Source organism: Methylobacterium sp. BTF04 (genome assembly GCF_010692745.1).
Lineage (GTDB): Bacteria > Pseudomonadota > Alphaproteobacteria > Rhizobiales > Beijerinckiaceae > Methylobacterium.
On the sequence record NZ_JAAHTB010000012.1, the window covers coordinates 48974 to 74355 of the forward strand.

Consider the following 25382-nt stretch of genomic DNA (forward strand, 5'->3'; position numbering starts at 1 on the left):
GGGTTGATCAGTACGGGTTGCCGTTACGCGACACATACGAGGTCGGGTCGATGGCGTCGACGGCCGAAAAGTCGACATTGTGGATGGCACTCGACCGGGCGCCAATGAACGGGCCGTTGGTGATCGGGTCGGACAGGATGCCACCGCCAAAACGATCGTTGCGGCCGTAGGGCGGCGAGTTCAGGTAGCTCGCCGTGATGAATTGCGGGTTCGTCGCCGGGTTGCTCACCGAGCCGTTGTTGGCTTCGACCACATTGCCGGCATCGAGCCAGCTACGCGGGCGAATGCGGATCGGCAGCGGCTGGCTGACGCGGTAGCCGGCGGGGGCATAGCGGCCCTGGGCTTCGGCACCGGTGTTGGCAGCAACGCCGACGAGGGTGAGGGCGCCCATCAGGGCAATCGTAGCAGAGCGCATGACGCACCTTGGTGTGAGTTCGGAGTGTTCTAGGCCGGGCTTCCTTAAGAAACTCGGCCTGTCCTATGGATTGAAGACGTGCGAGCGGGGCCGTTGTTCCCGCATTATGGCCGCGCTTGCGCAGTTCGCCGCAGTTCGGCCTTAATTTTTCGTGCGCGGCGCTTGTCGATCGATCCGGTCTGGCCGCCGATCTCGCGCGGCATCGCACCGGCGGCCGTGGCGCAACCTGGATCGCGCCGCGTTTCGACAGTCCGGAAGGCGGTCTCGAAGCCGGCGGCGGGCGGCCCGTTCAGAATCAGCGCGTCGAGGGCGCAGGCGATGGCGCGGGGCTCCGGCGGCTGGCCGAGGGGCGCGCACAACCATCCGTCGACACGGATCGCCGCGGCCCCGAGCGTCGCGAAGCCGGTGCAGATTCGACGGCCGTTTCCGCTCAGGGTGGCTTCCAAGGTTTCGACCGGGCCGAACTTGGTATCGAGGCGGCCGCGCTCGCCGGTCTTGATCACCGACAATCCCGGTCCGTCGGCGCCGCGCCGGACAAGGGTGACGAACAGGCCGGGCGGCGGTTCGGAGGCTGCGCCGTCCGTGACGGTGATGCGCAGATACGGCGCTTCGATGGCGGCGAAGTCGCCGCGCGCCAGACCGTCCTCGCGGCGCCCGGTGGCGGGATTGAGCCGGGCCGGCTCGGACCGCACCGAATCGCCGCCCTCGGGATCGTCGAGGCGAAACCGCGGCCCGGTACTGGCCACCGGCACCACCGGTCGTGCGGCGAGACTGGCCGACGGCACGAAGGCCGCTGCCGCGATAGTGTCCGGCTGGGGAGGCGGCACAGCCGGACGCGAGACCATTGCCTCGCGCGCGAACAGACTGAGCAGCGCGATCAGGGCCACCGCCCCGGCGACCTGACCGAGGGCGCGCAGGCGACGAAACGGACGCGCACGGCGCAGCCCCGTGATCGGGCGGGCATCGTCTGAAGCGAGGTCGGGATCTGAAACCATCGTCGGATTGCGCGCTCCTACTAGCGCACGATCCTCGCAGGGGCGGCGGCACCATCCGGTTTCGATGGCGGAGATCGGCCCGGCTTTCGGCCATCAGGGTAAAGCGTTCGTTGCTCGCGGCTCCACACTCATGCGCTGGCGGCATACCTCCGGCGCGCTTGCGGTGGAGCCGGTGCGACGCGATCTCTCGGTCAGCGGCGGCCTGGGCCGGCGCTCGGGAGTCTCAATCGCGCCATGGTGCCTCTGTCGGTCCTCGATCTCGCCCTGGTGCCGCACGGCTTCACGCCGGCGGACGCCCTGCGCAACACCCTCGACCTCGCCCGGAACGCCGAAGCGCTCGGCTACCAGCGTTATTGGCTCGCCGAGCACCACAACATGGTCGGCATCGCCAGCGCCGCCACGGCAGTGGTGATCGGCCATGTCGCCGCCGGCACGCGGACCATTCGGGTCGGAGCGGGTGGGATCATGCTGCCCAACCACGCGCCGCTGGTCATCGCCGAACAGTTCGGCACCCTGGAGACCCTGTTTCCCGGCCGGATCGACCTCGGGCTCGGGCGCGCGCCTGGAACCGACCAGCGGACGATGCGGGCGCTCCGCCGCGTCCCCGACACCGCCGACACCTTCCCGCAGGATGTCCTCGAACTGCAGGCCCTGTTCGGAGACCTGCAGCCGGGTCAGGCGATCCAGGCGGTGCCGGGGACCGGCCTGAAGGTGCCGCTGTGGATTCTCGGATCGAGCCTGTTCGGCGCACAACTCGCAGCCATGCTCGGGCTGCCCTATGCGTTCGCCTCGCATTTCGCGCCCGACGCATTGCTGTCGGCGCTCACCACCTACCGCGCGCGCTTCGCGCCCTCGGCTCAGGCTGAGGTCCCGCACGCCATGGTGGGGGTGAACGTCGTCGTCGCCGAGACCGATGCGGAGGCCCGCCGCCTGTTCACCTCGGCCCAGCAGCAATTCACCAATCTGTTTCGCGGCACCCGCGGCCTGCTGCGGCCGCCCCTCGACGACATCGAGACCTACTGGTCGCCCGCCGAGAAAGCCCAGGCCTCCGCCATGCTGAAACGCTCGTTCGTCGGGTCCCGCGAGACGGTGAAGCGCGGCCTTCAGGCCTTCCTCGCAGAAACCGGCGCCGACGAGCTGTTGGTGGCCTCGGCGATCCACGACCACGCCGCACGGGTGCACTCCTATGCGCTCCTTGCCGAGATTGGACGGGATCTGCACCGGCCGGAGGCGGCGGAGCCGGTGGCGTTGCGGGTGGCCTGATCACCGGTTCGGCGGCGGCGAAAGTCTGTATTTGGCAACATAGACGTCGACCAGCGATGCCGACATGTTCGCGCTCTACCTGGTCTGGTACAACTTCGTGAAGAAGCACCAGGTGAGTGCAGCTATGGTCGCTGGCGCGTCTGATAGGCCTCGGAGATGGAAGACATAGCGGCGATGGTAGAGGCCGCTGCGGAGGCCGCCAGCAAATATAGCTTCGGTAAAAAGTCTTCAAACCTCGGCGACGACAGCGAGTGCTTTTTTGATCGAACATTGGCGGCGCATCCAGCGGCGCAGCGAGAAGGGACCGTAGGGGTGTTGACAGTCGTTAACAGCGGTGTACATTGGCTTCGCTGATGGGAGCAAGGCCCCGTCACCCAAACAAGGAGATAGAAGCCGCTGTCGATGCCGCGATAAGTGCTGGTTGGACCTGGACCAAAGTGTCAGGCCATGCCTGGGGTCGCCTGTGGTGCCCTCATAACGATCGCGACGGTTGTCGGATTTCTGTCTGGTCCACTCCAAAACACCCGACCGCGCACGCTAACGATATCGCGCGCGCCGTCATGCGCTGTAACCACTGCGGTGAGGAGCCTGATGATGAAGGCGTTTGAGTTCACGATCATAGCATCTGGGCTGGACCCCTTCGCTGACGATTTCGAAAATCGTTTCTTCGAGGCGGGCTGCGATGACGCGACCATTTCCTTTCAAAAAGGCGTGATCCTACTCGACTTTACCCGAGAGCAAGCTTCGTTTGGTGCCGCCGTCAAAAGCGCAATTGCGAACATCGAAGCCGCAGGCGCTTGCGTGCTACGCGTCGAACCTGACCACCTCGTCAGCTTGGCTGATATCGCAAAACGATCTGGCCTGACCAAGGCGGCTATCTCGCTTTATGCAAAGGGTGATCGCCGCGAGGACTTTCCGTGCCCTGTGGCCTGCCTCACTTCGAACCATGCCCTGTGGGATTGGGCTGACGTGGCGTCTTGGCTTTACGTTAAAGGAACTGTTGCTGAAGAAATATGTACCCAGGCTCGATTTGTAAGATCTATGAACTACGATCTCGAAAGCCGTATTTTATCTGAGAAGAATTCGTACTGCGATGCAGCTGCCTAATATAAATTCCGCTCTGGCGGGGTTTGTATTAGATTTTTTGATGACCTAAACTCATTTTAGAGCGTTTGATGAAGTCGCTCACCCAGCTCCCACCCACGTGACTAACGATAATGCTGTAATTGGGGCACTATGACTATGCCGATGATACGCAGCAGGTGGGCTACCGAATTATCTGGACGCGCTTAAAAGGCACTATCCGAGCCCGAGGTCCTGCGCGAATCCCCGCACCAGTGAAGAAAGTCCGACACTGAGTACCCGCTGGCAGCGTGCGGGTTCGACCTTCAGCAAAAACTGTGAATTCAGGACTTTTGCATCAGCCGTGAGGGCCAGCCCACGCGGACGAGAAGGCCATCGGGCCCGGATACACCGAACTCATAGAGGCCCCATTCGCGGTGACAAAGGATGCCGCCGGGGCGGATGATCAGATCGTCTACCCGTGCGGCGATGGTTTCGACGTCAGGGGTGCGGATGAAAATGCCGAACGGGTTGTGCGCTGCTGGCACTGACCAGGGACCGTCCTCTGCTTGAGTCAGGTGAACCTCGCAGCCCCAGCCGGCCATGATGATATAGTTGCTTTCGCCACCTGCGCGCGTGAAGCCCAGACGCTCCCAGAACGGGATGGCGGCTTGCAAGTCGTTATTGGGTACAATGGCGAAAGCGCCGACGGTCGGGGTCTCAAGCATGGCGGGAGGGTAACACGGGGTCGTGCTCAAATCAGAAGTATGGAACGGGTTCTCTAGTCACCCCGGCCTCTGCCTTCCACCGCCTCGCGGACCCGCTGCGCGTGTAGGGACCAAGCATCAGATTTCGACCACTGGCTGAGATTGACGTCCTCATGGCCCTCCCTCGACAGCAAGGGTGGGGCGAGAACCGGGGGCCCTGGATTTCAAACCGACCCACTGCTGCGCGCCGCGTGCACTTGACAGCAAACGAGCCTCGGCGTCTTGCTCCCGCCCTTCAATCGATCCGCGTCGCCGTCTGCGCCGTGGATGACGGGGCGTGCCGCGTGTCGCGGTCCGCAATCCCTGCTTCGCCGACAGGCCGCCGTCCTTTTCACGGGGAGCGGTGCCGGGCAGGAGGGGCCCTAACCGGACGCGCGGGACCGAAGGACGCCGCGAACACCGCGCGCCACTCCGGCCCTGGCGCGCCCAAGCGGAGTGGTGAGACATGGGTTACAAGGTCGCCGTCGTCGGCGCGACGGGCAATGTGGGCCGCGAGATGCTCGACATCCTGGCCGAGCGGGCATTCCCCGCCGACGAGGTGGTGGCGCTCGCCTCGCGCCGCTCCATGGGTCAGGAAGTCTCCTTCGGCGACGCGATCCTGAAGGTGAAGGCGCTCGATTCCTACGATTTCTCCGACACCGACATCTGCCTGATGTCGGCGGGCGGCGAGATTTCGAAGGAATGGTCGCCGCGCATCGGCCAGGCCGGCTGCGTCGTGATCGATAACTCGTCGGCGTTCCGCTACCATCAGGACGTGCCGCTGATCGTGCCGGAGGTGAACCCCGAGGCGATCGTGGGCTTCTCCAAGCTCAACATCATCGCCAACCCGAACTGCTCGACGGCGCAGTTGGTAGTGGCGCTGAAGCCTCTCCACGACGTCTCCCGGATCAAGCGCGTGGTGGTGGCGACCTATCAGTCGGTGTCCGGCGCCGGCAAGGACGCCATGGACGAGCTGTTCCAGCAGACCCGCTCGGTCTTCACCGCCGGACAGATGACCATGGAGAAGTTTCCCAAGCGCATCGCCTTCAACGTGATCCCGCAGATCGACGTGTTCCTCGACGACGGCTCCACCAAGGAAGAGTGGAAGATGGTCGCCGAGACCAAGAAGATGCTCGATCCCAAGATCAAGCTCACGGCCACCTGCGTGCGCGTGCCGGTGTTCATCGGCCATGCCGAGGCGGTGAATGTCGAGTTCGAGGAGCCGATGACCGCCGAGCAGGCCACCGCGATCCTGCGCTCGGCGCCGGGCATCCTGGTGGTCGATAAGCGCGAGCCCGGCGGCTACATGACCCCGCACGAGGCGGCGGGCGAGGATGCCACCTACGTTTCGCGCATCCGCGAGGATTCTACCGTGGAGAACGGCCTGTCGTTCTGGTGCGTCGCCGACAACCTGCGCAAGGGCGCCGCGCTCAACACCGTGCAGATCGCCGAGATGCTGGTGAACCGCAAGCTACTGAAGCGCCGGTCCGCCGCCTGAGGCAGCTCGCCCCCTGTCCGCATCGGACCGGGGCCCTGTCCGACAATCGACGCCGTCCCGCTCGCGGGGCGGCGTTTTGCGTTCGGGACCCTCCGCGCCGTAAGGGTGCCGGCGCGCATTTATCTTGAATTTTTTCCTATATTCCCGTATCCGTCAATGGAACAGAACGTGAACGTAGGAGACCCCGATGTCAGAGCCCGACCGCCGCAGCGTTGCCGCAACGGCGCATGACATCGCCGCGATGCGCCACCTCCTGGCGCTGCTGTCGGCGGAAACGAAGCTGGTCCGGGTCCGTCACCTGCTGCGCAAGTACAGCCCCGATCAGCTTCGCGTACCAGCCGGCCAGAGCGATGGGGGGCAGTGGGTCTCGCCGGGAGGCGGTTCGGACGGCGGGTCGCTTGCGCGAATCGCCGGTGGCCGCGGGCAATGGGCTTCCCTTGTGGACGGTGATTCGGCCGTGCAGCGCACGCTGTTGGCAGGCGGCGGCGAAGTTCTGTCCATCCGGGTCCGCTCCGGACCTGGCGAGTGGGACGAACACCACAGGGTCACCACGCCGGATGGGGAGATCCGGGTCTTCGAGAATTCAGGGCCCCTCCAGACGATCCGTGACGGGCAGACGGGCGAGGTGCTGTCGCGCAGTACGTTCAGGCCGTCGGGCATCGAGGCTGATGCGACTGTCCAGCCGGCCTTTCTGCCGGGAACGGTCGTCGTCCCGCCGGTCATCAAGGCCACGATCGAAGCAGCGCTGCTGCTCTTCACCGTCCTGGCTGGGAAAGGTCCGAAATTCGGCGAGGATCCCGGCACCGAAGCGCTCCGTTTTGATTTCGATCCAGCAGAAAAGATGGAATTTCCGACCGTCTGGGTTGGCCGAGTCGATAACGCGACACTCGACCAAGTGTGTCCGCACCACCAGGAAGTCCAAGCCGTGACAGATGAGGCCACAAAGCGGCTGACGGCACTGAACCCAAATCTCAACAAGAGGGCGCTCGGAAGTGTCATTCATTTCGATATTGCTGAGACATTCCGCAAGCGGAACTACCCCGAAATCAAGGTTGAGTTTTCTCTGGACAAAACAACTGGAAAAATAGCAGATTACGGCAACCCAAATTCGGCGCGACTCGATATCTATGAGCTGGGGCCAGATCAGATGGTCTGCGTGTACGATCCCAAGACAAGTCTAGCAGGACTTTACTGGGAACGAGCCCTCGTCTTGGCCAGAGCCGCCAAGCGACATTTCCCCACCTCGCGAGGTATCATCATGATTCAGGTTCGGCCCCGACCATGACGACCGCCCGACAGATCAAAGGCCTGTCCGCGCCGCTTCTCGCGCGCAACCCCGATCTCGTGGATTCCGGACGGAAGACTTTATGGCTCGCACCGATCGATCACGTCGGGCGGAAGATCTTGATCGATCGAACGTCCAACCCAGACTGTTGTGTCGTCAGCTGGCATGTCGTCGAACTATTCATGCCTGATGCCAGATCATGGTACGGCCTGGGACGCTGCGGCGGTGACGTTTCCCGGTCCGAGCATTTCCCGGGCGGAAGAGGCTGGTATTGGTCCGATCCGACGATCTACGAGGATTTCGTCGATCGCGTCGAGGCGGACGCGTTGCCGTTGCTCCGGTCCCTGGACACGACGCGCAAGTGTCTCGAATTCCAGCGCAGCGACCCGCAGCGAAGCGGTTATCTGAATCATCATTGGCATCTGGGTGCCTGCATCGCGCTCGGCGAGATCGAAAGGGCGCAGGAGCTTTGGTCCGAGCTGAGACGGAGCGACGTCGCGGAGCGGACTTACGAAAACCCAGCGGAACAGTTCGTTGAAATGCGCCTTCGCGCGCTCGAAAGGCCGCTGCGGTCCGGGGACCGCGAAGCACTTTGCGCCCTGCTGGCGCAATGGGAGGCGGAAATCCTCGTCGGGAGCCCCGTGGAGCCGTACTGGCTGCGGACTGCGTTTCCGCTGGAGGGCGTTCGCTGACGCCCGTTACCTCGATCGCGTCCCGAATCAGCACTGGTTGCAGTCATGAAGCTGCGGTTCGGGAGTTCGCGTCCGTCAGTTGCCGCGCAAGTACAGCCCCGATCAGCCACGGGCGCCGGCCGGCCAGAGCGATGGGGGACGGCGGGTCAAGAATAGTCGAACTTTATCAGGCGTCCGCTTGCTCGAAGAAAACGCCGTTGTTTCGGATGGAATCCAGATCCGGTCATTCTCTAGCCACGGCGATACATCGCTAAGCTGTGATCAACGCCATTCCGTTCTCAACGTCGCTGATTCGAGTATAGTCTTTAAAATCCGTAGCAATGTCCGAACGATAAGGGAGTGGAACTCCTGCGAACTTGTCGGGCGGAGCACATCGACGGCTTCTAGACTCGCGTGCAATTAACCAATTCGGATTGAGCACATGACAGATGCGAGAGAGATAAAGACCCTTTTCAAATCCGTCGCATCACGAAATCCCGATTTATTTCTGCGCGGCCCATTTATAGCGCTAAAGCCAGTTGGGCATCTTTATAAAGGAATTTACATCGATCGAACGTTGACGAAAGATTTCTACAGTCCACGGCTCGTCGTTTTTCATCTCTTCGATTGGTGGCATAACATCGTCCCGAAGGAATCTGGGCGTTGGCTGGCACGGCGTACGGGCCTGCCAGGCGGCTGGTTTCACTCCGATCCGGTTGCGGCCCGCGAATTCATCGAGGTGGTGGAAGCGGACGCCTTACCTTTTCTGAGGGGACTGACCTCACTCGCAGAGTATTATGAGTTGAAGCTGAGCACGTGTTGCATCCCGCCGCTTCTCGCCTCCGATGAATTCGCGGTCGTCGTCGAGGTGGCTCTGGGCGATCTCGACCGCGCACGCCGCACATTTGCGCGGATCGAGCCGCACTATCTCGACATCGCCGGCGCATCGAACACGGTCAGGCGCGACGTTGCCGAACGGTTGACGCTGCTCGGGCATCATCTGATGGCCGATGACCGCGCCGCTCTGGCGACTCTCCTGCATCACTGGGAGCGAGAATCGGCCAGGAACTACAAGATCGAGGACTACTGGCAACCGACGCCGTTCCCTTTGGAAAATCAGCCGGCCTGAGCTAGGCTCCGCCGAACGCGCGGAGAAAACCGGTGCACGGATGACCCGGCACGGGCTGCGCGACGTTCGAAGCGCGGCACGTCGGTCAACACGAAAACGCTTGAAACCCGCCCGCGACAGGCTTACCTAGAGATCATCAGTTCTGGTTGCAGTCATGAGGCTGCGGTTCGGGAGTGGGCCCCACCGGGTCCGCTCTTTTTTATTGCCGCAATGCCCCGCACCGGATCACTTCACGTGAAGGCGGACTCAAAGCGCAGCATGGCGGACACTCCCGAAAAACGTCTGATCACCGAGACCGGCGTCGCCGCGCGGGTCGTCCAGGTCATCGAGGCCTCCATCGAAGGCCTGGGCTTCCGTGTGGTCCGGGTGCGGGTGTCGAGCGCCAATGGCTGCACCGTGCAGATCATGGCCGAGCGGCCGGACGGCACCATGTCGGTGGACGATTGCGAGACGGTGAGCCGGGCGATCTCGCCGCTCCTCGACCTCGACGACCCCATCGGCAAGCCGTACTACCTCGAAATGTCGTCGCCGGGCATCGACCGGCCGCTGGTGCGGGCGATCGATTTCGAGCGCTGGGCCGGCTACGAGGCCAAGATCGAGATGTCGATTCCCCTCGATGGGCGCAAGCGCTTCCGCGGCATCATTCGCGCCCCCAACCCCGACGGCGTCACGGTGCCGATCGACCTGCCCGACGTGAAGGCGGGCCTGCCGAGCCGCATCGACCTGCCGTTGCGCGATCTCGGCGATGCCTACCTCGTCCTCACCGACGAGCTGGTCCGGGAATCCCTGCGCCGCGGCGGCGGACCTCCGCCGATGCTCGACGAGGAAGACGAGAGCGAGGACGGCCCCGAGGCCGAGCCGGCGCCCCCGTTGAAGAAGAAGGTCTCGCGCCCGCTGAAGCCGAAGGCCTCGGCCAAGCCGAAGCCCGAGAAGATCGAAACCGAAGCGAGCCTCGCCAACAAGTCCAAGCCCATCCGCACCAAGGCGGTCCGGGTGAAGGAAGACGGCAAGCTCCACTAAAAACGCCAGGTCGGTCCCGCGCCGCTGCGGCGCAGAGCGACTCGAAAAAGTCTCACGACGAAGAGAAGGACGAAAACCGATGGCCGTCGTCAGCGCCAACAGGCTCGAACTCCTGCAGATCGCCGAAGCGGTCGCCCGCGAAAAGGTGATCGACCGCTCCATCGTCATCGACGCCATGGAAGAGGCCATCGCCAAGGCCGCTCGCTCGCGCTACGGCGCCGAGACCGACGTCCATGCCGAGATCGACCCGAAGACCGGGGCGCTCCGCCTGTCACGCCACCTCGTGGTGGTGGACCAGGTCGAGAACGACGCCCGCGAGGTCACCCTCGACCAAGCCCGGCGCTACAACCCCGGCGCCCTCGTCGGCGACGTGATCTCCGACACCCTGCCGCCGTTCGATTTCGGCCGCGTCGCTGCCCAATCGGCCAAGCAGGTCATCGTCCAGAAGGTGCGCGACGCCGAGCGCGACCGGCAGTTCGACGAGTACAAGGACCGCATCGGCGAGATCGTCAACGGCCTCGTCAAGCGCGTCGAGTACGGCAACGTCATCGTCGATCTCGGCCGTGGCGAGGGCATCGTGCGCCGCGACGAGATGATCCCGCGCGAGACCTTCCGTCCGGGCGACCGCATCCGCACCTACCTGTTCGACGTGCGCCGCGAAGTGCGCGGACCGCAGATCTTCCTGTCGCGCTCGCATCCGCAATTCATGGCCAAGCTGTTCGGCCAGGAAGTGCCCGAGATCTACGACGGTATCGTCGAGGTGAAGGCCGTGGCCCGTGATCCGGGCTCGCGCGCCAAGATCGCGGTGATTTCCCGCGATGGCTCGATCGATCCCGTCGGTGCCTGCGTCGGCATGCGCGGCTCGCGCGTCCAGGCGGTGGTCGGCGAGCTCCAGGGCGAGAAGATCGACATCATCCCGTGGTCCGAGGATCAGGCGACCTTCATCGTCAACGCGCTGCAGCCGGCGGAAGTCGTCAAGGTGGTGCTCGACGAGGAAGCCGACCGCATCGAGGTGGTGGTGCCCGACGACCAGCTTTCGCTGGCCATCGGCCGCCGCGGCCAGAACGTGCGCCTCGCCTCGCAGCTCACCGGCTGGGACATCGACATCCTGACCGAGGCCGAGGAATCCGAGCGGCGCCAGAAGGAATTCGCCGAGCGCACCGCCGTGTTCATGGAAGCCCTCGACGTCGACGAGACCGTCGGCCAGCTGCTGGCCGCCGAAGGGTTCCGCAACGTCGAGGAGATCGCCTACGTCGAGGCCGGCGAACTCGCCAACATCCAGGGCCTCGACGAGGAGAGCGGCACCGAGATCCAGGCCCGTGCGCAGGACCACCTCGCCCGCGTCGAATCCGAGTTCGATGCAAAGCGCCAGGAACTCGGCGTGCAGGACGAATTGCGCGAGATCGATGGCATCACCACCCCGATGCTGGTGGCCCTCGGCCAGAACGACGTGAAGACCATCGAGGATCTGGCCGGCTGCGCCACCGACGATCTCGTCGGCTACACCGAAGGCCGCGGCCCCGAGGCGACGCGCCATGCCGGCTATCTCGACGGCTTCGAGGTGTCGCGCACCGAGGCCGAGGCCATGGTGATGACCGCCCGTGTCCATGCCGGATGGATCGAGGCTCCGACCGAGCCCGAAATCGCCGAGGGCGAGGCCGAGGAAACCGCCTCCGCCTGATTCGCGACTCCGTGAAGACCCATGGGTGAGGACGGGGCGATGGCCTCGCCCTCACCTTCGTCTTTTCAGAAGACGGATCGAGACACCGATCCACCATCCCGATCCAAAGTACCGGCGAGGACGTTTTCAACAGCATGGTCCCTGATCCGACAGACCCGAGCGGCGATGCGCCCGAGCCGGACTTGAGCGATGCGCTCGATGCCGGGCTCGGTCGTGGCCGCTCGGGCGCCGAACGGACCTGCCTCGTCACGCGGGTGGCCCAGCCGCCCTCGAAACTCATCCGCTTCGTGCTGTCCCCCGATGGCGAGGTGGTGCCGGATCTGCGCGCGCGCCTTCCCGGTCGCGGCGCTTGGCTGACCCCGACCCGCGCCGCGGTGGCCGATGCCCTCAAGCGCCGCGTGTTCCAGCGTGCGTTCAAGACCAAGGATGCGGCGGCTCCCGCCGATCTCGCCGATCGAATCGCCGCGGGCCTGCGGGCGGATTTGCGCCAATCGCTGGCGCTCGCCAACAAGGCCGGCTGCGTCGTGGCGGGCTTTGCCAAGGTGGAATCGGCCATCGGCGACAAATTGGGCGTCGCCGGCGTGATTCAGGCGTCGGATGGCAGTGCAGATGGCCGTCGGAAGATCGCTGCGGCATTGCACCGGCGCTACGGCGATGCCATATCGCGGGTCCCGATCATCGATGACCTGTCCAACGAAGAATTGGACATGGCCTTGGGTCGGGATCATGTGATACATGCGGCTCTCGTCGCAGGAGTCGGGAGTACCGGCTGCCTTGCGCGTTGGCGTCGGCTCCGCTCCTTCGAGGGTTTGGCGACGACGGCCGAGGAGGCAGGTTCAGCCCGTAACAGGCGAACCGCTTCCGATCTGCAAGACGACGAAGTGACGGATTTGCCCGGCGCACAGCAGTTTGCCGGTTCACGGGACGATGGAAACCCTCAGGGTTTGGACTGAATGAGCGATACGAACAATCCGGGCGACAAGACGCAGGCGAGACCCCCTTCGAAGCCGCTGTCCTTGAAGCGCCCGATCGAGCAGGGAACGGTGCGTCAGAGCTTCTCCCATGGCCGCTCCAAGCAGGTCGTGGTCGAGACGGTGAAGCGCCGTGTCATCGGCGCGGCACCGGCCGCACCTGTGCGCGAGACGACACCGGTCGCACCTGCGACCCGCGTGGCGCCGCCGCCGCCCCCCGCTGCACCCCGGCCGGCCCAGCGCTCGGCATCGGGCGTCGTGCTGCGCACGCTGAGCGAGCAGGAGAGCAACGCGCGCGCCGCGGCGCTTGCCGATGCCCAGCGCCGCGAGGCGGAAGCCCGCAAGCGCTCCGAGGACGAAGCCGCACTGGTTCGCGAGCGGGAAGCCGCCGAACAGCGTGAGCGTGAGGCCGCGGAGGCCCGCAAGCGCGAGGACGAGGCACGCCGCGTCAAGGAAGAGCAGGAGCGTCTCGCCGCTGCCGAGGCGGCGCGCAAGCTCGCCGCCGAGGAAGCCGCGAAGGCCGCTGCCGCCGCTCCGGCCGAGGCCGAGCCGACCACGGCCGCTCCGGTGGCGGCCAAGCCGGTCTCCAAGACCGCGCCGATGGCGGCCGCTCCGTTGGTGACGAAGACCACGACGACCGCTCCGGCTCCCGCCCCGCGTCCGGCCACCCCGGCTGCTGCCCGTCCGGCTGCTCCCGCTGCCGCCGCTGGTGCTCCGGCGGCGCGCCCGCCGCTGACCGCACGGCCGACCCCGTCCGAGCCGCGCAAGACCATCACGGCGGACGTGCGCAAGCCGCGCGATCTGAACTTCATGGCCCGCCCCGCCCCGGCTCCCGAGCCGGAGGCGACGACGCCGAATGCGGCGACCGCCGCCCGTCCGGCCGGTGCCGCCGCGACCACGGCCCGTGCCCCGGGTCGTCCGCAGGCTGCCGAGGAGGAGAGCGAGCAGAAGCGCGTGATCCGTCGTCCGGGCATGCCGCTCAAGATCATCACGCCGCCCAAGACCCCGAAGCAGCCGGGCGGCGACCGGAATCGTGGACGTCTCACCATCGCCACGGCGACCTCGGGCGAGGACGAGCGTACGCGCTCCGTCGCGTCGTTCCGTCGTCGTCAGCAGCGGATGAGCGGCAACCGTCACGTCGAGCAGAAAGAGAAACTCTCGCGTGAGGTGACGATCCCCGAGACGATCACCATCCAGGAACTCGCCAACCGCATGTCGGAGCGGGCCGTGGACGTCATTCGCCTGCTGATGAAGCAGGGCGAGATCCACAAGATCACCGATGTGATCGATTCGGATTCCGCGCAGCTCATCGCCGAGGAGCTCGGCCACACCGTGCGCCGCGTCGCGGAGTCGGACGTCGAGGAAGGCCTGTTCAACGACGAGCCGGACCTGGAGGAGGATCTCGATCCCCGTCCCCCGGTGGTCACGATCATGGGTCACGTCGACCACGGCAAGACTTCGCTGCTCGACGCGATCCGCAAGACCACCGTGGTCTCCGGGGAAGCCGGTGGCATCACCCAGCATATCGGCGCCTATCAGGTCGCTGCGCCGTCCGGCGAGATGGTCACCTTCATTGACACCCCCGGCCACGCGGCCTTCACCTCCATGCGTGCCCGTGGCGCCAAGGTGACGGATATCGTCGTGCTCGTGGTGGCCGCCGATGACGGCGTCATGCCCCAGACGGTGGAGGCGATCAGCCACGCCAAGGCGGCCGGCGTGCCGCTCATCGTGGCGATCAACAAGATCGACAAGCCCGATGCGAACCCCCAGCGGGTCCGCACCGAGCTGCTGCAGCACGACATCCAGGTTGAGTCGATGGGCGGCGAGACCCTCGAGTTCGAGGTTTCGGCCAAGACCGGCGACGGTCTGGCGGATCTTCTCGACGGTCTTCAGCTCCAGGCCGAAATCCTCAACCTGCGCGCCAACGAGACGCGTGACGGTGAGGGTACGGTCATCGAGGCCAAGCTCGATCGCGGTCGCGGCCCCGTGGCCACCGTGCTGGTCCAGCGCGGCACCCTGTTCACCGGCGACATCGTCGTTGCCGGCGCCGAGTGGGGCCGCGTGCGCGCCCTCATCGACGACAAGGGCGAGAACGTTCCCTATGCCGGCCCGTCGGTGCCGGTGGAGGTGCTCGGCTTCAACGGCACTCCCGATGCGGGCGACCGTGTCGCGGTGGTTCCGAACGAAGCCCGTGCCCGTGAGGTCACCGAGTATCGTGCCCGCCAGAAGCGCGAGCGCATCGCCGCCCGTACCGGTGGCGCCAACCGCTCGCTCGTCGACATGATGCGCGACCTCAAGGAAGGCGCGGGCCGCAAGGAACTCGCCCTCGTCGTCAAGGGCGATGTGCAGGGTTCGGTGGAAGCCATCACCGGCGCATTGGAGAAGCTCGGCAACGACGAAGTGTCGGCGCGCATCCTGCTCGCGGGCGTCGGCGGAATCACCGAGTCGGACGTCACCCTGGCGGAGGCCTCGAAGGCCGTCGTCATCGGCTTCAACGTGCGGGCCCACAAGGAAGCGCGCGAGTCGGCCGAGAACAAGGGCGTCGAGATCCGCTACTACAACATCATCTACGACCTCGTGGATGACATTAAAGCGACCCTCTCGGGCATGCTGCCACCGACCCTGCGCGAAGAGCGTCTGGGCGAAGCGCAGATCCTGCAGATCTTCGACGTCTCGAAGGTCGGCAAGATCGCCGGTTGCCGCATCACAGACGGTGTCGTGCAGCGTGGCGCCCATGTTCGCCTCATCCGCGACAGCGTGGTCATCCACGAGGGCAAGCTCTCGCAGCTCAAGCGCCTCAAGGACGACGCGAAGGAAGTGGCGTCCGGTTACGAGTGCGGCATGTCGTTCGAGAACTTCCAGGACATGCGCGCCGGCGACACCATCGAGTGCTACCGGGTCGAAGAGATCCGCCGGACGCTCTGAACCGAACCCTGACCCTGAATGCGGCGGCCGCAGCCCCTGCTGCGGCCGCCGTTTTCTTTTGAGGAACGGCCGGGGCAACGGTCGCGTATCCGGTACGGATGCGCGACCTCGACGACGATCACCCGGACCCGACACGAAGCGCGACCCGAACCCATGGCTCAGAAACCCAATCCCACCGGCCCTTCGCACCGCCAGCAGCGGGTGGCAGAGCTGGTCCGCCACGCCCTGGCCGAAGTGCTTCAGCGCGGCGACGTGCAGGACGCGGTGCTGAGTGCGCACGTCATCACCGTGCCGGAGGTGCGGATGTCGCCCGACCTCAAGCTCGCCACGGCCTACATCATGCCGCTCGGCGGGCAGAACGAGGCCCCGGTGATCGCCGCCCTCGAGCGCAACAAGAAGGTGCTGCGCCAGGAAGTCGCCCGGCGGGTGAACCTGAAGTTCGCGCCCGACCTTCGCTTCCTGCGCGACGAGACCTTCGACGAGGCCGACCGGATCGACGCGCTGCTGCGCACCGACAAGGTTCGGCGCGATCTGGAAGCGCAGAAAACCGACCATGCCGACGGATCGGACCCCGAAGCGGCCTGAGCCGCCATCCGGGTTTCGCCACCGCAACACCGCCGCATCCCATCGTTACGAGACCGAACGGACCCGGCCCCGAGTGCGGCTGATCCATCGACCGAGGACACCATGAGCAACGAACCGACGATCGAGCGTCCCGAGGTCGCCGCACCCTTGCCGGTCGACCGGATCGACGGCGCGTCGGAGAGCCATCACTCCGAAGGTCGCCGTCCGCCGCGCGGTGCGCCGCGCCCGGATCGGCCCAAGCGCCGCGACGTCAACGGCTGGGTCATCCTCGACAAGGGCGTCGGCATGACCTCGACCCATGCGGTCGCGTTGGTGAAGCGCGCCTTCAACGCCAAGAAGGCCGGCCATGCCGGCACCCTCGATCCACTGGCCTCGGGCATCCTGCCGATCGCGCTCGGCGAAGCCACCAAGACGGTCCCGTTCGTGATGGATGGCCGCAAGGCCTACATCTTCACCGTGACCTGGGGCATCGAGACGGATACCGACGATGCCGAGGGTCGTCCGGTCGCCACCAGCGACGCACGGCCGGAGCGTGCGGCGGTGGAAGCCGCCCTCCCGAGCTTCATCGGCGCCATCGAGCAGGTGCCGCCGCGCTACTCGGCGATCAAGATCGCGGGCGAGCGCGCCTACGATCTCGCCCGCGATGGTGAGATCGTCGAACTCGTGGCGCGCCCGGTCCAGATCGACCACCTCGCCGTGGTCGAACACAGCCCGGAGCGCACGGTGATCGAGGCGGAGTGCGGCAAGGGCACCTATGTCAGGGCGCTCGCGCGCGATCTCGGACGGATGCTCGGCTGCTACGGCCACGTCTCCGCCCTGCGCCGGACCCGCGTCGGTCCGTTCGCCGAGGCGGCTTCCTGTGTCGTCGCCACCCTGGAAGAGGCCGGTCCCGACGGGAACGCCGCCAACCTCCAGCCGGTGGATACGGCGCTCGATGCCATCCCGTCCGTTGCGGTTTCGCGCGACATGGCCCTGCGCCTGATGCGCGGCCAGCCGGTTCTCCTGCGTGGCCAGGATGCCCCGACCGAGGGCAAGGCGTTCGCCACCTGCAACGGGATTCTGGTCGCGGTGGGTGATGTCGAGCGTGGCGAGTTGGTGCCACACCGGGTGTTCCATCTCGGCGGGACCGCGCCGTCGCGGAACTGAGCGATCGGCTCAGCCGCGCATCGGCAATCCGGTCTCGATCACCCGCGCCCAGAGCGAGGCCCCCAGGGGGGCCGCGTCATCGCAAAAGTCGTATTCGGGATGGTGCAGGCCGGCACTGTCGCCGTTGCCTAGGAAGATGTAGGCGCCGGGCCGGTGGGCGAGCATGTAGGAGAAATCCTCTGCCGCCATCATCGGCGCGACTTCGCGATTGACCTTGTCCTCCCCGACCAGGGAGGCGGCGACGTCGGCGATGAAATCCGTCTCGGCCGGATGGTTCTCGGTGACCGGATAGCCGCTGGCGTAGTCGATTTCGGCCTTTGCGCCGAAGCCCTGAGCGACATGGGTGACGATGGCGGCGATTCGCTCCTGCATCAGCGCGCGGACCGGCTTCGACAGGGCCCGCATGGTGCCCCGCATGGTCACGCATTGCGGCAGCACGTTGAAGGCTTCCCCGGCATCGAGGGCGCAGACCGACACCACGGCGCTATCGAGGGGATCGACCGAGCGTGAGACCACGGTCTGGAGCGCCATGACGATGTGGCTCGCCACCAGCACGCTGTCGATGGCCGCATGGGGCTGGGCGGCGTGGCCGCCCTTTCCGGTGATGGTGATGGTGAAGCGGTCGGTGGACGCCATGATCGGGCCGGGACGAATCGCGAACTGTCCCAGGGCCAGTCCCGGAATGTTGTGCATGCCGTAGACGGTCTCGACGCCGAAACGCTCCATCATGCCGTCGCGCACCATGGCCTCGCCGCCGCCGCCGCCCTCTTCGGCCGGCTGGAAGATCATCACCGCCGTCCCGTCGAAATCGCGGGTCTCGGTGAGGTACCGGGCGGCACCGAGCAGCATGGCGGTGTGACCGTCATGGCCGCAGGCATGCATTTTTCCGGGGATCGTCGAGCGGTAGGGCAGATCGCGCACCTCCTGGATCGGCAGGGCGTCCATGTCGGCGCGCAGGCCGATGGCCCGGTTCGACCCATGGGCGCGGCCCCGGATGATGCCCACCACCCCGGTCCGTCCGATCCCGGTGGCGACCTCGTCGCAGCCGAACGACCGCAGCTTGTCGGCGACGAAGCCGGCGGTGCGGTGGACGTCGTATTGCAGCTCGGGATGGGCATGGAGATCGTGCCGCCACGCGGCAATCTCGGCGGCGAAGGCTGCGATCCGGTCGAGGACGGGCATCGGGGTCATCTTTCGAGCGGCAGTGGCTCCGGAGCGCGCAGCAAACCAGAGGCCAGATCTGCGATCGACCGTAACCTTATGGGATGAACCGTCCACGACGTTCTCAGCGAGACGGCGTTCGTCCCACGCCAAAGGCAGGGTGGTGGGGCCCGTCGCCCGTTGTCGCGCCGGCCGCGAGATCGTCGAGGATCGGGCAGTCGGGGCGGGCATCGCCGCAGCAATGCTCGGCGAGATCGCTCAAGGTCCGGGCCATGTCCTCCAGCGCGGCGATGCGGCGGCGCAGATCGTCCACGTGTCCGAGGGCCAGGGCCTTCACCTTGGCGCTCGCCCGCGCGCGGTCCTGCCACAGAGCCAGCAATGCCTTGATGTCCTCCACCGAGAAGCCGAGGTCGCGGCCGCGCCGCACGAAGCGGAGCGCATGGAGGTCGGCGGGGGCATAGAGCCGATAGCCGCTCGCCGTGCGGGCGGCGGGGCCGAGCAGCCCGGTCTCCTCGTAATAGCGGATCATCTTGGCCGAGACGCCGGTGGCGCGGGCCGCCTCGCCGATGGTGATAGAATCGGCGGGCTTCATGCGGGCTGCCCTCCCCCGGCGCGGCGCAACCGCAGGGCGTTGGCGAGGACGAAGACGCTCGACAGGGCCATGGCCCCTGCCGCCAGCACCGGCGACAGCAGCGGGCCGCCGAACACGTAGAGTGCGCCCGCCGCCACCGGGATCAGGGCGACGTTGTAGGCGAACGCCCAGAACAGGTTCTGGCCGATGTTGCGCATCACCGCCCGCGACAACCGGATCGCGGTGACGATCCCGTCGAGGGCGCCCGACATCAGCACCACGTCGGCGCTCTCCACGGCGATGTCGGTGCCGGTGCCGATGGCGAGCCCGACATCGGCCTCGGCGAGGGCCGGGGCGTCGTTGATACCGTCGCCGACGAAGGCGACCGCGCCGAAGCGCGCCCGCAAGGCCTTCACCGCATCGACCTTGCCGCCGGGCAGGATGTCGGCCGAGACCTCGTCGATGCCGAGGCTGCGGGCGACACCCTTGGCAGCGCCGCGCGCATCCCCCGTCACCATCGCCACCACGAGCCCCTGCGCCCGCAGGGCCGCCACTGCTTCGGCCGCACCGGGCTTGATCGGATCGGCCACCGCGATCAGGGCCGCGAGGCGTCCATCGATGGCAGCGTAGAGCGGGCTGCGCCCCTGCGAATCGAGGCGCGCCGCCTCGGGGCCGAGCCGGTCGGTAGCGATGCCGAGCCGGTCCATGAGCCGCGCCGCCCCGATGGCGACCCTACGACCATCGACCTGTCCGGTAATTCCGTATCCGGCCACAGCCTCGAAATCGGTGACTGCGCCGAGCGGCAGAGCCTTCGCGGCCGCGGCGGCGACGATCGCCCGGGCGATGGGATGCTCGGAGCGCGATTCGAGGGCGGCGGCGAGGCGCAGCACGTCGTCGGCCGCAAAATCCGACGCCGGCAGCAGATCGGTGAGTATCGGCCGTCCCTCGGTCAGGGTGCCGGTCTTGTCGAGGGCGACCACCGTCACGTCGCGCAGGGCCTGCAGCGCGGTCCCGTTGCGGAACAGTACGCCGCGCTCGGCGGCACGACCGGTGCCCACCATGATGGAAGTCGGCGTCGCGAGGCCCATGGCGCAGGGGCAGGCGATAATCAGCACCGCGATGGCATTGACCAGGGCGAAGCCGAGGGCCGGGCTCGGGCCGAGGGCGAACCACGCGACGAAGGTCAGGGCGGAGGCGGCCATCACCGCGGGCACGAACCAGCCGGTGATCCGATCGACCAGGGCCTGGATCGGCAGCTTGGCCCCCTGCGCCGCCTCCACCATCGCGACGATCCGGGCGAGCACGGTGTCGGCGCCGGTCCTGTCCACCCTGAGGTCGAAGCTCCCGGTAGTGTTGAGGGTACCGCCCACCGCTTCGGCGCCGGCTTCCTTCGCGACCGGCACCGGCTCGCCGGTCACCATGCTCTCGTCGACGTAGCTCGACCCCGACACCAGCGTACCGTCGGCGGCGATCCGCTCACCCGGGCGCACCCGCACCACGTCGCCGATGCGGAGCGCCTCCTGCGCGATTTCGGTCTCGACCCCGTCACGCACCACACGGGCGGTCTTGGGCGCGAGATTCATCAGGCGCGCGATGGCCGCCCCGGTCCGGCCCCTGGCCCGGGCCTCCAGCGTCCGACCAAGCAGGATCAGCGTGACGATGAGGGTCGCGGCCTCGAAATAGAGATGCGCGGTGCCGGGCGGCAGGAGACCGGGCGCGAACGTCGAGACCAGGGAATACAGGTAGGCGGCACCGGCTCCCAAAGCCACGAGGGCGTTCATGTCGGGATGTCCGCGCAACAGGGCCGGTACCCCCTGGCGGAAGAACCGCCGGCCGGGCCAGGCGAGGACGAGGGTGGCGAGGGAGGCCTGCACCCAGGCGGCACCCGCCATGCCGAGCGTTCCGTGTACGGCCGCACCGAAACCGGGCACCAGATGCCCGCCCATGTCGAGGATGATCACCGGCAGCGCCAAAGCGGCCGCGAGGGTGAAATCCTTTCGGAGTGCGGCCGCCTCCGCATCCTGCCGGGCGCGCTGTGACCCTTCAGAGCTTCCGGCAACCACCGCGGCGCGGGGCTCATAGCCGGCCTTGCGCACCGCGGCCTCCAAATCGGCACGGTCCACCAGGCCGTCCGTATGGCGGATGGTGGCCTCGGCGGTGGCGAGATTGACCGACACCGCGGCGACGTTCGGCAGGGCGGCGAGCGCCCGTTCCACCCGTCCGACGCAGGAGGCGCAGCTCATCCCGTCGATACCGACCACCGTCGTCGTCTCCGGGACGACGTATCCGGCTTTCGCCACGGCCTCGCCCACGCTTTTGGCGGCGTCCGCGCCCGTGATGCTCAGGGTCGCCCGCCCGGTGGCGAGATTAACGGCGACATCCGACGCGCCGGGCAAAGCTGACAGCGCCCGCTCGACCCGGCCGACGCAGGACGCGCACGACATTCCGGCGATGGGAACCGTGAGCCGGCGCGGGGGCTCGGACGATGCAAGGGGAACGAGCGGGGAGAAATTCGATCGATTGTCCATGTCCCACCATGTGGGGCTTCCCATGGTGGGAAGGTCAAGGGTGGGGGGGATAATCGAGGGCCGCGGATTTTGAGCCGGCGACTCCGACATGCATGGCGCGGGCGCGCCATTCGGTTCATATGGTCCGGATGGCACACCCCCTCGACACCTGCATGCGGACGCTGAGCGCGCTGATCACCGCCGATATCCCGTCGGGGGAAGCCTCGGCGGATGCCAGCATCGTCGCCTATCTGGCGACCTTCCCCGGTCCGCAGAAGCAGATCGCGGCGCTCAGCATGCTCGATCACGCCATCGACCAGCGCCTCAGCCCGTCGCCGTTCCTGCCGATCCTGAAGGGCATCGTCGCCGGCCATTACGAAAAGCTCGGCACGACGCGGTCCTGAGGCCGTTCACTCGGCGGTGGATTCGACCTTCTGGGCCACCGGAGCTTCCGGTAGCAGCGCACGCACGGTGGTGCCGACATCCGGGGTACTCTCGATGACGAGCTTGCCGCGGTGGCGGTTGACGATGTGCTTGACGATGGCGAGGCCGAGCCCGGTTCCGCCCTTGTCGCGGCTCGACGCCACGTCGACCCGGTAGAACCGCTCGGTGAGACGCGGGATGTGTTCGGGCGCGATGCCCGGCCCGGCATCGCGAACCGCCAGGATGATCCTGGCCTTGCCGGGTGCGTCGCCGGAACTGCGCGCCAGCGAGACGACGACCATTCCGCCGCTGCTGCCGTACTTCACGGCGTTCTCGACGAGATTCTCCACCACGCGCAGCAACTCGTCGCGTTCGCCCAGGACCGGGAACGCGCCCTCGGCCTCAAGGGTCAGCGCGACCCCGCGCTCGCGGGCGAGCGGGCCTTGGGTGTCGACCATCTGCCGCGCGATCCGGCCGAGATCCACCGTCTTCGTCGGCGCCACGTGCTCGCGCAACTCGATGCGGGAGAGCGACAGCAGGTCGTCGATCAGGCGCGTCATCCGGTGCGCCTGGGTCTTCATGATCCCGAGGAAGCGCTCGCGGGCGGAGGCGTCGTTGCGGGCCGGGCCCTGCAGGGTCTCGATGAATCCGAGCAGCGAGGCCAGGGGCGTGCGCAGTTCGTGGCTGGCATTGGCGACAAAATCCACCCGCATCGCCTCCAGCCGCCGGGCGGAGGTGAGGTCGCGCAGGAACAGGACGACGTTGGGCTGGCCGCCCCCCGGCCCGTCCGGCATCGGCAGGGCACCGATCTGAACCTCGAAGGCGCGCTCGGTGGGCACCCGGGTGGTGTAGAGCGTCTTCAGCGGCAGCCCGGAACGCAGCACCTCCTCGATGCCGTCGAGGACATCGGGGGCGCGCAGGGCGAAGGAGAGCGGGTGGCGCACCTTCAGGGCCGGCAGCAGCGCGCGGGCGGCGGGGTTCACCTCAATGACGATAGCGCGCCGATCCACCAGAATGACCGGGTCGGGGATATTGGCGAGCAGCGCCTCGGCGATGGAATGTCGGGTGGGGGATTGCGCCTCGGGCGCCAATACGATGCGGGGCTGGCCGAGCGCTCCGATCACGCCACCGAGTGCCAGGGCGACGCCGGAGGCGGCGAGCCACGTCCCGTCGAGCGTCCCGTGCAGCCAGGCGACGCCGCCGAGCGCCACTGTCGCGACCGCCGCGGCCGTCCACGCGGATCGACGCGCTCCTCGTGCCATTCTGCCCCCGGTGATCCGTGCGGCGTCAGGCGCTCGCGCCCCCGCCATTTCGCGTCCGGCGGACGCGCTTGGCGACTTCGTAGACGCCGAGCATGGCCAGTGCGATGACAAACGGGACGAGATAATAGCAGACCCGGAACAGCAGCAGCGAGCCGAGCACCTGATCGCGCGGCAGGCTCGAGAGCGCGAGCAGGATGGTGGCCTCGAACACTCCGAGGCCGCCGGGCGCGTTCGACGCGATGCCCAGCATGGCGGCGAGCACGTAGATCGCCACGAAGGTGGTGAAGCCGATGGTGGTGCCCGCCGGCAGCAGCAGGTAAAGGGTGGCGGCCGCCGCGCAGACGTCGCCGATGCCGACCACCATCTGGCTGAGCGACACCGACGCGCCCGGCAATTCGAGGCGCCAGCCCTTCACCCGGACACTGCGGCGCTTCAGCGAGACCCAGGCGAGATAGACCACCACGGCGAGCAGGGCGGCAAAGCCGATGCCCTGGTTGAGCCGAATGCTGGTGAAGGTGAGTGCGGCGAGCTGGCCGGCCTCGACGATCAGGCTGAGGCCGAGCACCACGCCCATGCCGAGCCAGAAGGTGAATCCGGCGATCACCGTGAGCGCCGCGATCTTGGCCGCGCTCAAGCCCTTGCTGGAGTAGATCCAGTAGCGGATCGTACCCGCGGTGAGCAGCGGAAACCCGAGGGTGAAACTCACCGCGTAGCTCGTGAACGAGGCGAGTGCGGTGATCCGGTAGGGCACCTTGATCTTGAGCTGGCGCAACGCGAGCGCGTCGTAGCAGGTGAGAAACAGGTAGCTCAGGCCGACGAACAGGAACGCAGAGCTCAGCTGCTCGAAGGTGGCCGCGGTGAAGGCCGTATGGAGTTCGGCCCAGGTCACGGTCTGGGCGAGCTTCCACACCACGAACAGCGAGGCGGCGAAGATCAGCAGACTGGCGATGGTGCCGATCCAGGCGTAGCGCCCCTTCAACGACAACTTGTTCTCGGACGGCGGAGTCGAATCGCCCAGCGGGGTGGCCGCCGGCGTTTCAGCCTCGACCGCCTCGGCCAGGCCGAGCTTCTTGTGCTGTCCCACAAAATTCATCGTGTCGGCGTCCGCCTCCGCCGGGCTCCCCGCTCGACCTCGACGGCGGCATGGGTTGGCCCGCGCTTGTGCCGGACCGCGGCCCGTTGCCCGCATTTAGGGGCATCCGCCGCCAATTGCCAGCGACCGGCAACGGATGTGCCCAGGCGAGAAGCTGGAGCGTATTCGATGGCGAGGGCGTCAGCAGGGCGAAACGCCACGAATTCAGACGGCCTCGCCGACCGCCTGGGCCAGATCCATCGGGAGAGGCCCGGTGCGGCGGAAGCGCTCGACGCCGCCCTCCTCCGCGAGACGTGCGGCGAGGGCTTCGGCGCCACCGAACTGGAACCCGATCTGCGTCGTGTAGGCGGCGCAAGCGGCGGCCTTGGCGTTTTGTGCACGATCATCGAATGTGATCGCTACGTCGGGCAGGTCGGCGAAGCGCGCGCGCAGCGGCTCCTTCGGGCTCGCGCTGCGTACCGTGTAGGGGAAATCCCGCCACCACAGGATCGGCGCGACCGGCGCGAGATCCATCAGTGCCTGGACGACCTGGACGTGGTCGACATGCCCACCCACCGCTTGTGGCGCCAGGATCAGATCGGGCGTCGTCTCCGCCACCAAATCGCGAAATGTCCGGCTCAGGTCGGGCACGATGGCATCGTCGGCGCGGACGGCCGCGAACAAAGCCGGCGCCGAGGCGTAGCCGCGATGCGGCGCCTCGCGAAAACCGAGATGGACCGGTGCGCCGATCCCCAGCGCCCGCGCCGCCGCGACATCCTCGGCCCGGCGCAAAGCCATGTAGTCGATCTCGGGCCCGAGGCCCTTGTCGGTCTGGCAAGCGAGCGCGAATCCGGTGGGCTTAGGCACCGATCCGGTGAAGATCGTGGCCATCACCACACGCCATCCGGCCTGCGCGAGGCGATGGAGCGTGCCGCCGCAGGAGAAGGCGGCATCGTCGAGATGCGGCGACAAAGCGAGGGCGACGGGCATCGGC

The 25382-nt window shown here is 66.9% G+C and carries 22 protein-coding genes; 13 read left to right on the top strand and 9 right to left on the bottom strand.

Annotation, left to right across the window (positions count from 1 at the left end):
- Positions 1-7 precede the first annotated feature (7 nt).
- Both G3T14_RS09770 and G3T14_RS09775 read right to left on the bottom strand, forming a co-directional pair.
- Complete coding sequence (locus G3T14_RS09770) at positions 8-415, bottom strand: hypothetical protein (protein WP_163642159.1); 408 nt, start codon at positions 413-415, stop codon at positions 8-10.
- A gap of 104 nt (positions 416-519) precedes the next feature.
- Complete coding sequence (locus G3T14_RS09775; RefSeq protein WP_246733164.1) at positions 520-1410, bottom strand: hypothetical protein; 891 nt, start codon at positions 1408-1410, stop codon at positions 520-522.
- 234 nt (positions 1411-1644) lie between these two features.
- Between G3T14_RS09775 and G3T14_RS09780 the strand changes: the two genes are divergently transcribed.
- Together G3T14_RS09780 and G3T14_RS09785 are read left to right on the top strand one after the other, a co-directional pair.
- Complete coding sequence (locus tag G3T14_RS09780) at positions 1645-2673, top strand: LLM class flavin-dependent oxidoreductase (protein WP_163642160.1); 1029 nt, start codon at positions 1645-1647, stop codon at positions 2671-2673.
- Positions 2674-3264: 591 nt separating this feature from the next.
- Positions 3265-3780, top strand: a complete 516-nt coding sequence (locus G3T14_RS09785) for a hypothetical protein (protein WP_163642162.1) — start codon at positions 3265-3267, stop codon at positions 3778-3780.
- Positions 3781-4079: 299 nt separating this feature from the next.
- On the opposite strand, the gene G3T14_RS09790 is transcribed toward G3T14_RS09785, so the two are convergent.
- A complete protein-coding gene (locus G3T14_RS09790) occupies positions 4080-4463 on the bottom strand; it encodes a VOC family protein (RefSeq protein ID WP_163642164.1) in 384 nt (127 codons plus the stop codon).
- Positions 4464-4947: 484 nt separating this feature from the next.
- Here G3T14_RS09790 and G3T14_RS09795 point away from each other — a divergent pair, with 484 nt between their 5' ends.
- The 10 genes from G3T14_RS09795 to truB all read left to right on the top strand — a co-directional run bounded on the left by G3T14_RS09795 (position 4948) and on the right by truB (position 17392).
- The gene (locus G3T14_RS09795) at positions 4948-5979 is read left to right on the top strand and encodes an aspartate-semialdehyde dehydrogenase (protein WP_163642173.1); all 1032 of its coding nucleotides are present in this window, start codon (positions 4948-4950) and stop codon (positions 5977-5979) included.
- Between the two features lie 187 nt (positions 5980-6166).
- A complete protein-coding gene (locus G3T14_RS09800) occupies positions 6167-7264 on the top strand; it encodes a hypothetical protein (protein WP_163642083.1) in 1098 nt (365 codons plus the stop codon).
- A complete protein-coding gene (locus G3T14_RS09805) occupies positions 7261-7956 on the top strand; it encodes a hypothetical protein (RefSeq protein ID WP_163642175.1) in 696 nt (231 codons plus the stop codon). The genes G3T14_RS09800 and G3T14_RS09805 overlap by 4 nt, the downstream gene beginning before the upstream one ends.
- 421 nt (positions 7957-8377) lie before the next feature.
- Positions 8378-9064: a hypothetical protein gene (locus G3T14_RS09810; protein ID WP_163642177.1), complete on the top strand. Its 687-nt coding sequence runs from the start codon at positions 8378-8380 to the stop codon at positions 9062-9064.
- A gap of 258 nt (positions 9065-9322) precedes the next feature.
- On the top strand, positions 9323-10084 hold the full coding sequence (gene rimP / locus G3T14_RS09815; protein WP_163642179.1) for a ribosome maturation factor RimP: 762 nt from the start codon (positions 9323-9325) through the stop codon (positions 10082-10084).
- 79 nt (positions 10085-10163) lie between these two features.
- On the top strand, positions 10164-11765 hold the full coding sequence (gene nusA, locus G3T14_RS09820; protein ID WP_163642181.1) for a transcription termination factor NusA: 1602 nt from the start codon (positions 10164-10166) through the stop codon (positions 11763-11765).
- Positions 11766-11899: 134 nt separating this feature from the next.
- Positions 11900-12718, top strand: a complete 819-nt coding sequence (locus G3T14_RS09825) for an RNA-binding protein (protein WP_163642183.1) — start codon at positions 11900-11902, stop codon at positions 12716-12718.
- Positions 12719-15661, top strand: a complete 2943-nt coding sequence (infB, locus tag G3T14_RS09830; protein ID WP_163642185.1) for a translation initiation factor IF-2 — start codon at positions 12719-12721, stop codon at positions 15659-15661.
- A gap of 153 nt (positions 15662-15814) precedes the next feature.
- The gene (gene rbfA, locus G3T14_RS09835) at positions 15815-16246 is read left to right on the top strand and encodes a 30S ribosome-binding factor RbfA (RefSeq protein WP_163642187.1); all 432 of its coding nucleotides are present in this window, start codon (positions 15815-15817) and stop codon (positions 16244-16246) included.
- Between the two features lie 102 nt (positions 16247-16348).
- The gene (truB, locus tag G3T14_RS09840; protein WP_163642189.1) at positions 16349-17392 is read left to right on the top strand and encodes a tRNA pseudouridine(55) synthase TruB; all 1044 of its coding nucleotides are present in this window, start codon (positions 16349-16351) and stop codon (positions 17390-17392) included.
- Between the two features lie 9 nt (positions 17393-17401).
- On the opposite strand, the gene G3T14_RS09845 is transcribed toward truB, so the two are convergent.
- The 3 genes from G3T14_RS09845 to G3T14_RS09855 all read right to left on the bottom strand — a co-directional run bounded on the left by G3T14_RS09845 (position 17402) and on the right by G3T14_RS09855 (position 21652).
- Positions 17402-18574 (bottom strand): M20 aminoacylase family protein, encoded by a 1173-nt coding sequence (locus G3T14_RS09845; protein WP_163642191.1) that lies wholly within the window; start codon positions 18572-18574, stop codon positions 17402-17404.
- Positions 18575-18677: 103 nt separating this feature from the next.
- Positions 18678-19145 carry a Cu(I)-responsive transcriptional regulator gene (gene cueR / locus G3T14_RS09850; RefSeq protein WP_163642193.1) on the bottom strand — a complete coding sequence of 156 codons (468 nt, stop codon included), beginning with the start codon at positions 19143-19145 and terminating at the stop codon, positions 18678-18680.
- Positions 19142-21652, bottom strand: coding sequence for a heavy metal translocating P-type ATPase (locus G3T14_RS09855; protein ID WP_163642195.1), 2511 nt, complete (start codon positions 21650-21652; stop codon positions 19142-19144). Before G3T14_RS09855 ends, cueR begins: the two co-directional genes overlap by 4 nt.
- A 128-nt stretch (positions 21653-21780) precedes the next feature.
- Here G3T14_RS09855 and G3T14_RS09860 point away from each other — a divergent pair, with 128 nt between their 5' ends.
- Positions 21781-22035, top strand: a complete 255-nt coding sequence (locus G3T14_RS09860) for a hypothetical protein (RefSeq protein WP_163642197.1) — start codon at positions 21781-21783, stop codon at positions 22033-22035.
- Positions 22036-22041: 6 nt separating this feature from the next.
- Here the strand turns inward: G3T14_RS09860 and G3T14_RS09865 are convergent, their stop codons facing one another.
- The 3 genes from G3T14_RS09865 to G3T14_RS09875 all read right to left on the bottom strand — a co-directional run bounded on the left by G3T14_RS09865 (position 22042) and on the right by G3T14_RS09875 (position 25378).
- Positions 22042-23316 (bottom strand): ATP-binding protein, encoded by a 1275-nt coding sequence (locus G3T14_RS09865; RefSeq protein ID WP_163642199.1) that lies wholly within the window; start codon positions 23314-23316, stop codon positions 22042-22044.
- 25 nt (positions 23317-23341) lie between these two features.
- On the bottom strand, positions 23342-24409 hold the full coding sequence (locus tag G3T14_RS09870; protein ID WP_163642201.1) for a lysylphosphatidylglycerol synthase domain-containing protein: 1068 nt from the start codon (positions 24407-24409) through the stop codon (positions 23342-23344).
- A gap of 204 nt (positions 24410-24613) precedes the next feature.
- Positions 24614-25378 carry a PIG-L family deacetylase gene (locus G3T14_RS09875; protein WP_163642202.1) on the bottom strand — a complete coding sequence of 255 codons (765 nt, stop codon included), beginning with the start codon at positions 25376-25378 and terminating at the stop codon, positions 24614-24616.
- Positions 25379-25382: the final 4 nt, after the last annotated feature.

What these genes read in the sequence shown, in the direction of transcription:
- G3T14_RS09770 (WP_163642159.1), bottom strand. Translation starts at nt 415, where the DNA reads ATGCGCTCTGCTACGATTGCCCTGATGGGCGCCCTCACCCTCGTCGGC.
- G3T14_RS09775 (WP_246733164.1), bottom strand. Translation starts at nt 1,410, where the DNA reads ATGGTTTCAGATCCCGACCTCGCTTCAGACGATGCCCGCCCGATCACG.
- G3T14_RS09780 (WP_163642160.1), top strand. Translation starts at nt 1,645, where the DNA reads ATGGTGCCTCTGTCGGTCCTCGATCTCGCCCTGGTGCCGCACGGCTTC.
- G3T14_RS09785 (WP_163642162.1), top strand. Translation starts at nt 3,265, where the DNA reads ATGATGAAGGCGTTTGAGTTCACGATCATAGCATCTGGGCTGGACCCC.
- G3T14_RS09790 (WP_163642164.1), bottom strand. Translation starts at nt 4,463, where the DNA reads ATGCTTGAGACCCCGACCGTCGGCGCTTTCGCCATTGTACCCAATAAC.
- G3T14_RS09795 (WP_163642173.1), top strand. Translation starts at nt 4,948, where the DNA reads ATGGGTTACAAGGTCGCCGTCGTCGGCGCGACGGGCAATGTGGGCCGC.
- G3T14_RS09800 (WP_163642083.1), top strand. Translation starts at nt 6,167, where the DNA reads ATGTCAGAGCCCGACCGCCGCAGCGTTGCCGCAACGGCGCATGACATC.
- G3T14_RS09805 (WP_163642175.1), top strand. Translation starts at nt 7,261, where the DNA reads ATGACGACCGCCCGACAGATCAAAGGCCTGTCCGCGCCGCTTCTCGCG.
- G3T14_RS09810 (WP_163642177.1), top strand. Translation starts at nt 8,378, where the DNA reads ATGACAGATGCGAGAGAGATAAAGACCCTTTTCAAATCCGTCGCATCA.
- rimP (WP_163642179.1), top strand. Translation starts at nt 9,323, where the DNA reads ATGGCGGACACTCCCGAAAAACGTCTGATCACCGAGACCGGCGTCGCC.
- nusA (WP_163642181.1), top strand. Translation starts at nt 10,164, where the DNA reads ATGGCCGTCGTCAGCGCCAACAGGCTCGAACTCCTGCAGATCGCCGAA.
- G3T14_RS09825 (WP_163642183.1), top strand. Translation starts at nt 11,900, where the DNA reads ATGGTCCCTGATCCGACAGACCCGAGCGGCGATGCGCCCGAGCCGGAC.
- infB (WP_163642185.1), top strand. Translation starts at nt 12,719, where the DNA reads ATGAGCGATACGAACAATCCGGGCGACAAGACGCAGGCGAGACCCCCT.
- rbfA (WP_163642187.1), top strand. Translation starts at nt 15,815, where the DNA reads ATGGCTCAGAAACCCAATCCCACCGGCCCTTCGCACCGCCAGCAGCGG.
- truB (WP_163642189.1), top strand. Translation starts at nt 16,349, where the DNA reads ATGAGCAACGAACCGACGATCGAGCGTCCCGAGGTCGCCGCACCCTTG.
- G3T14_RS09845 (WP_163642191.1), bottom strand. Translation starts at nt 18,574, where the DNA reads ATGCCCGTCCTCGACCGGATCGCAGCCTTCGCCGCCGAGATTGCCGCG.
- cueR (WP_163642193.1), bottom strand. Translation starts at nt 19,145, where the DNA reads ATGAAGCCCGCCGATTCTATCACCATCGGCGAGGCGGCCCGCGCCACC.
- G3T14_RS09855 (WP_163642195.1), bottom strand. Translation starts at nt 21,652, where the DNA reads ATGGACAATCGATCGAATTTCTCCCCGCTCGTTCCCCTTGCATCGTCC.
- G3T14_RS09860 (WP_163642197.1), top strand. Translation starts at nt 21,781, where the DNA reads ATGGCACACCCCCTCGACACCTGCATGCGGACGCTGAGCGCGCTGATC.
- G3T14_RS09865 (WP_163642199.1), bottom strand. Translation starts at nt 23,316, where the DNA reads ATGGCACGAGGAGCGCGTCGATCCGCGTGGACGGCCGCGGCGGTCGCG.
- G3T14_RS09870 (WP_163642201.1), bottom strand. Translation starts at nt 24,409, where the DNA reads ATGAATTTTGTGGGACAGCACAAGAAGCTCGGCCTGGCCGAGGCGGTC.
- G3T14_RS09875 (WP_163642202.1), bottom strand. Translation starts at nt 25,378, where the DNA reads ATGCCCGTCGCCCTCGCTTTGTCGCCGCATCTCGACGATGCCGCCTTC.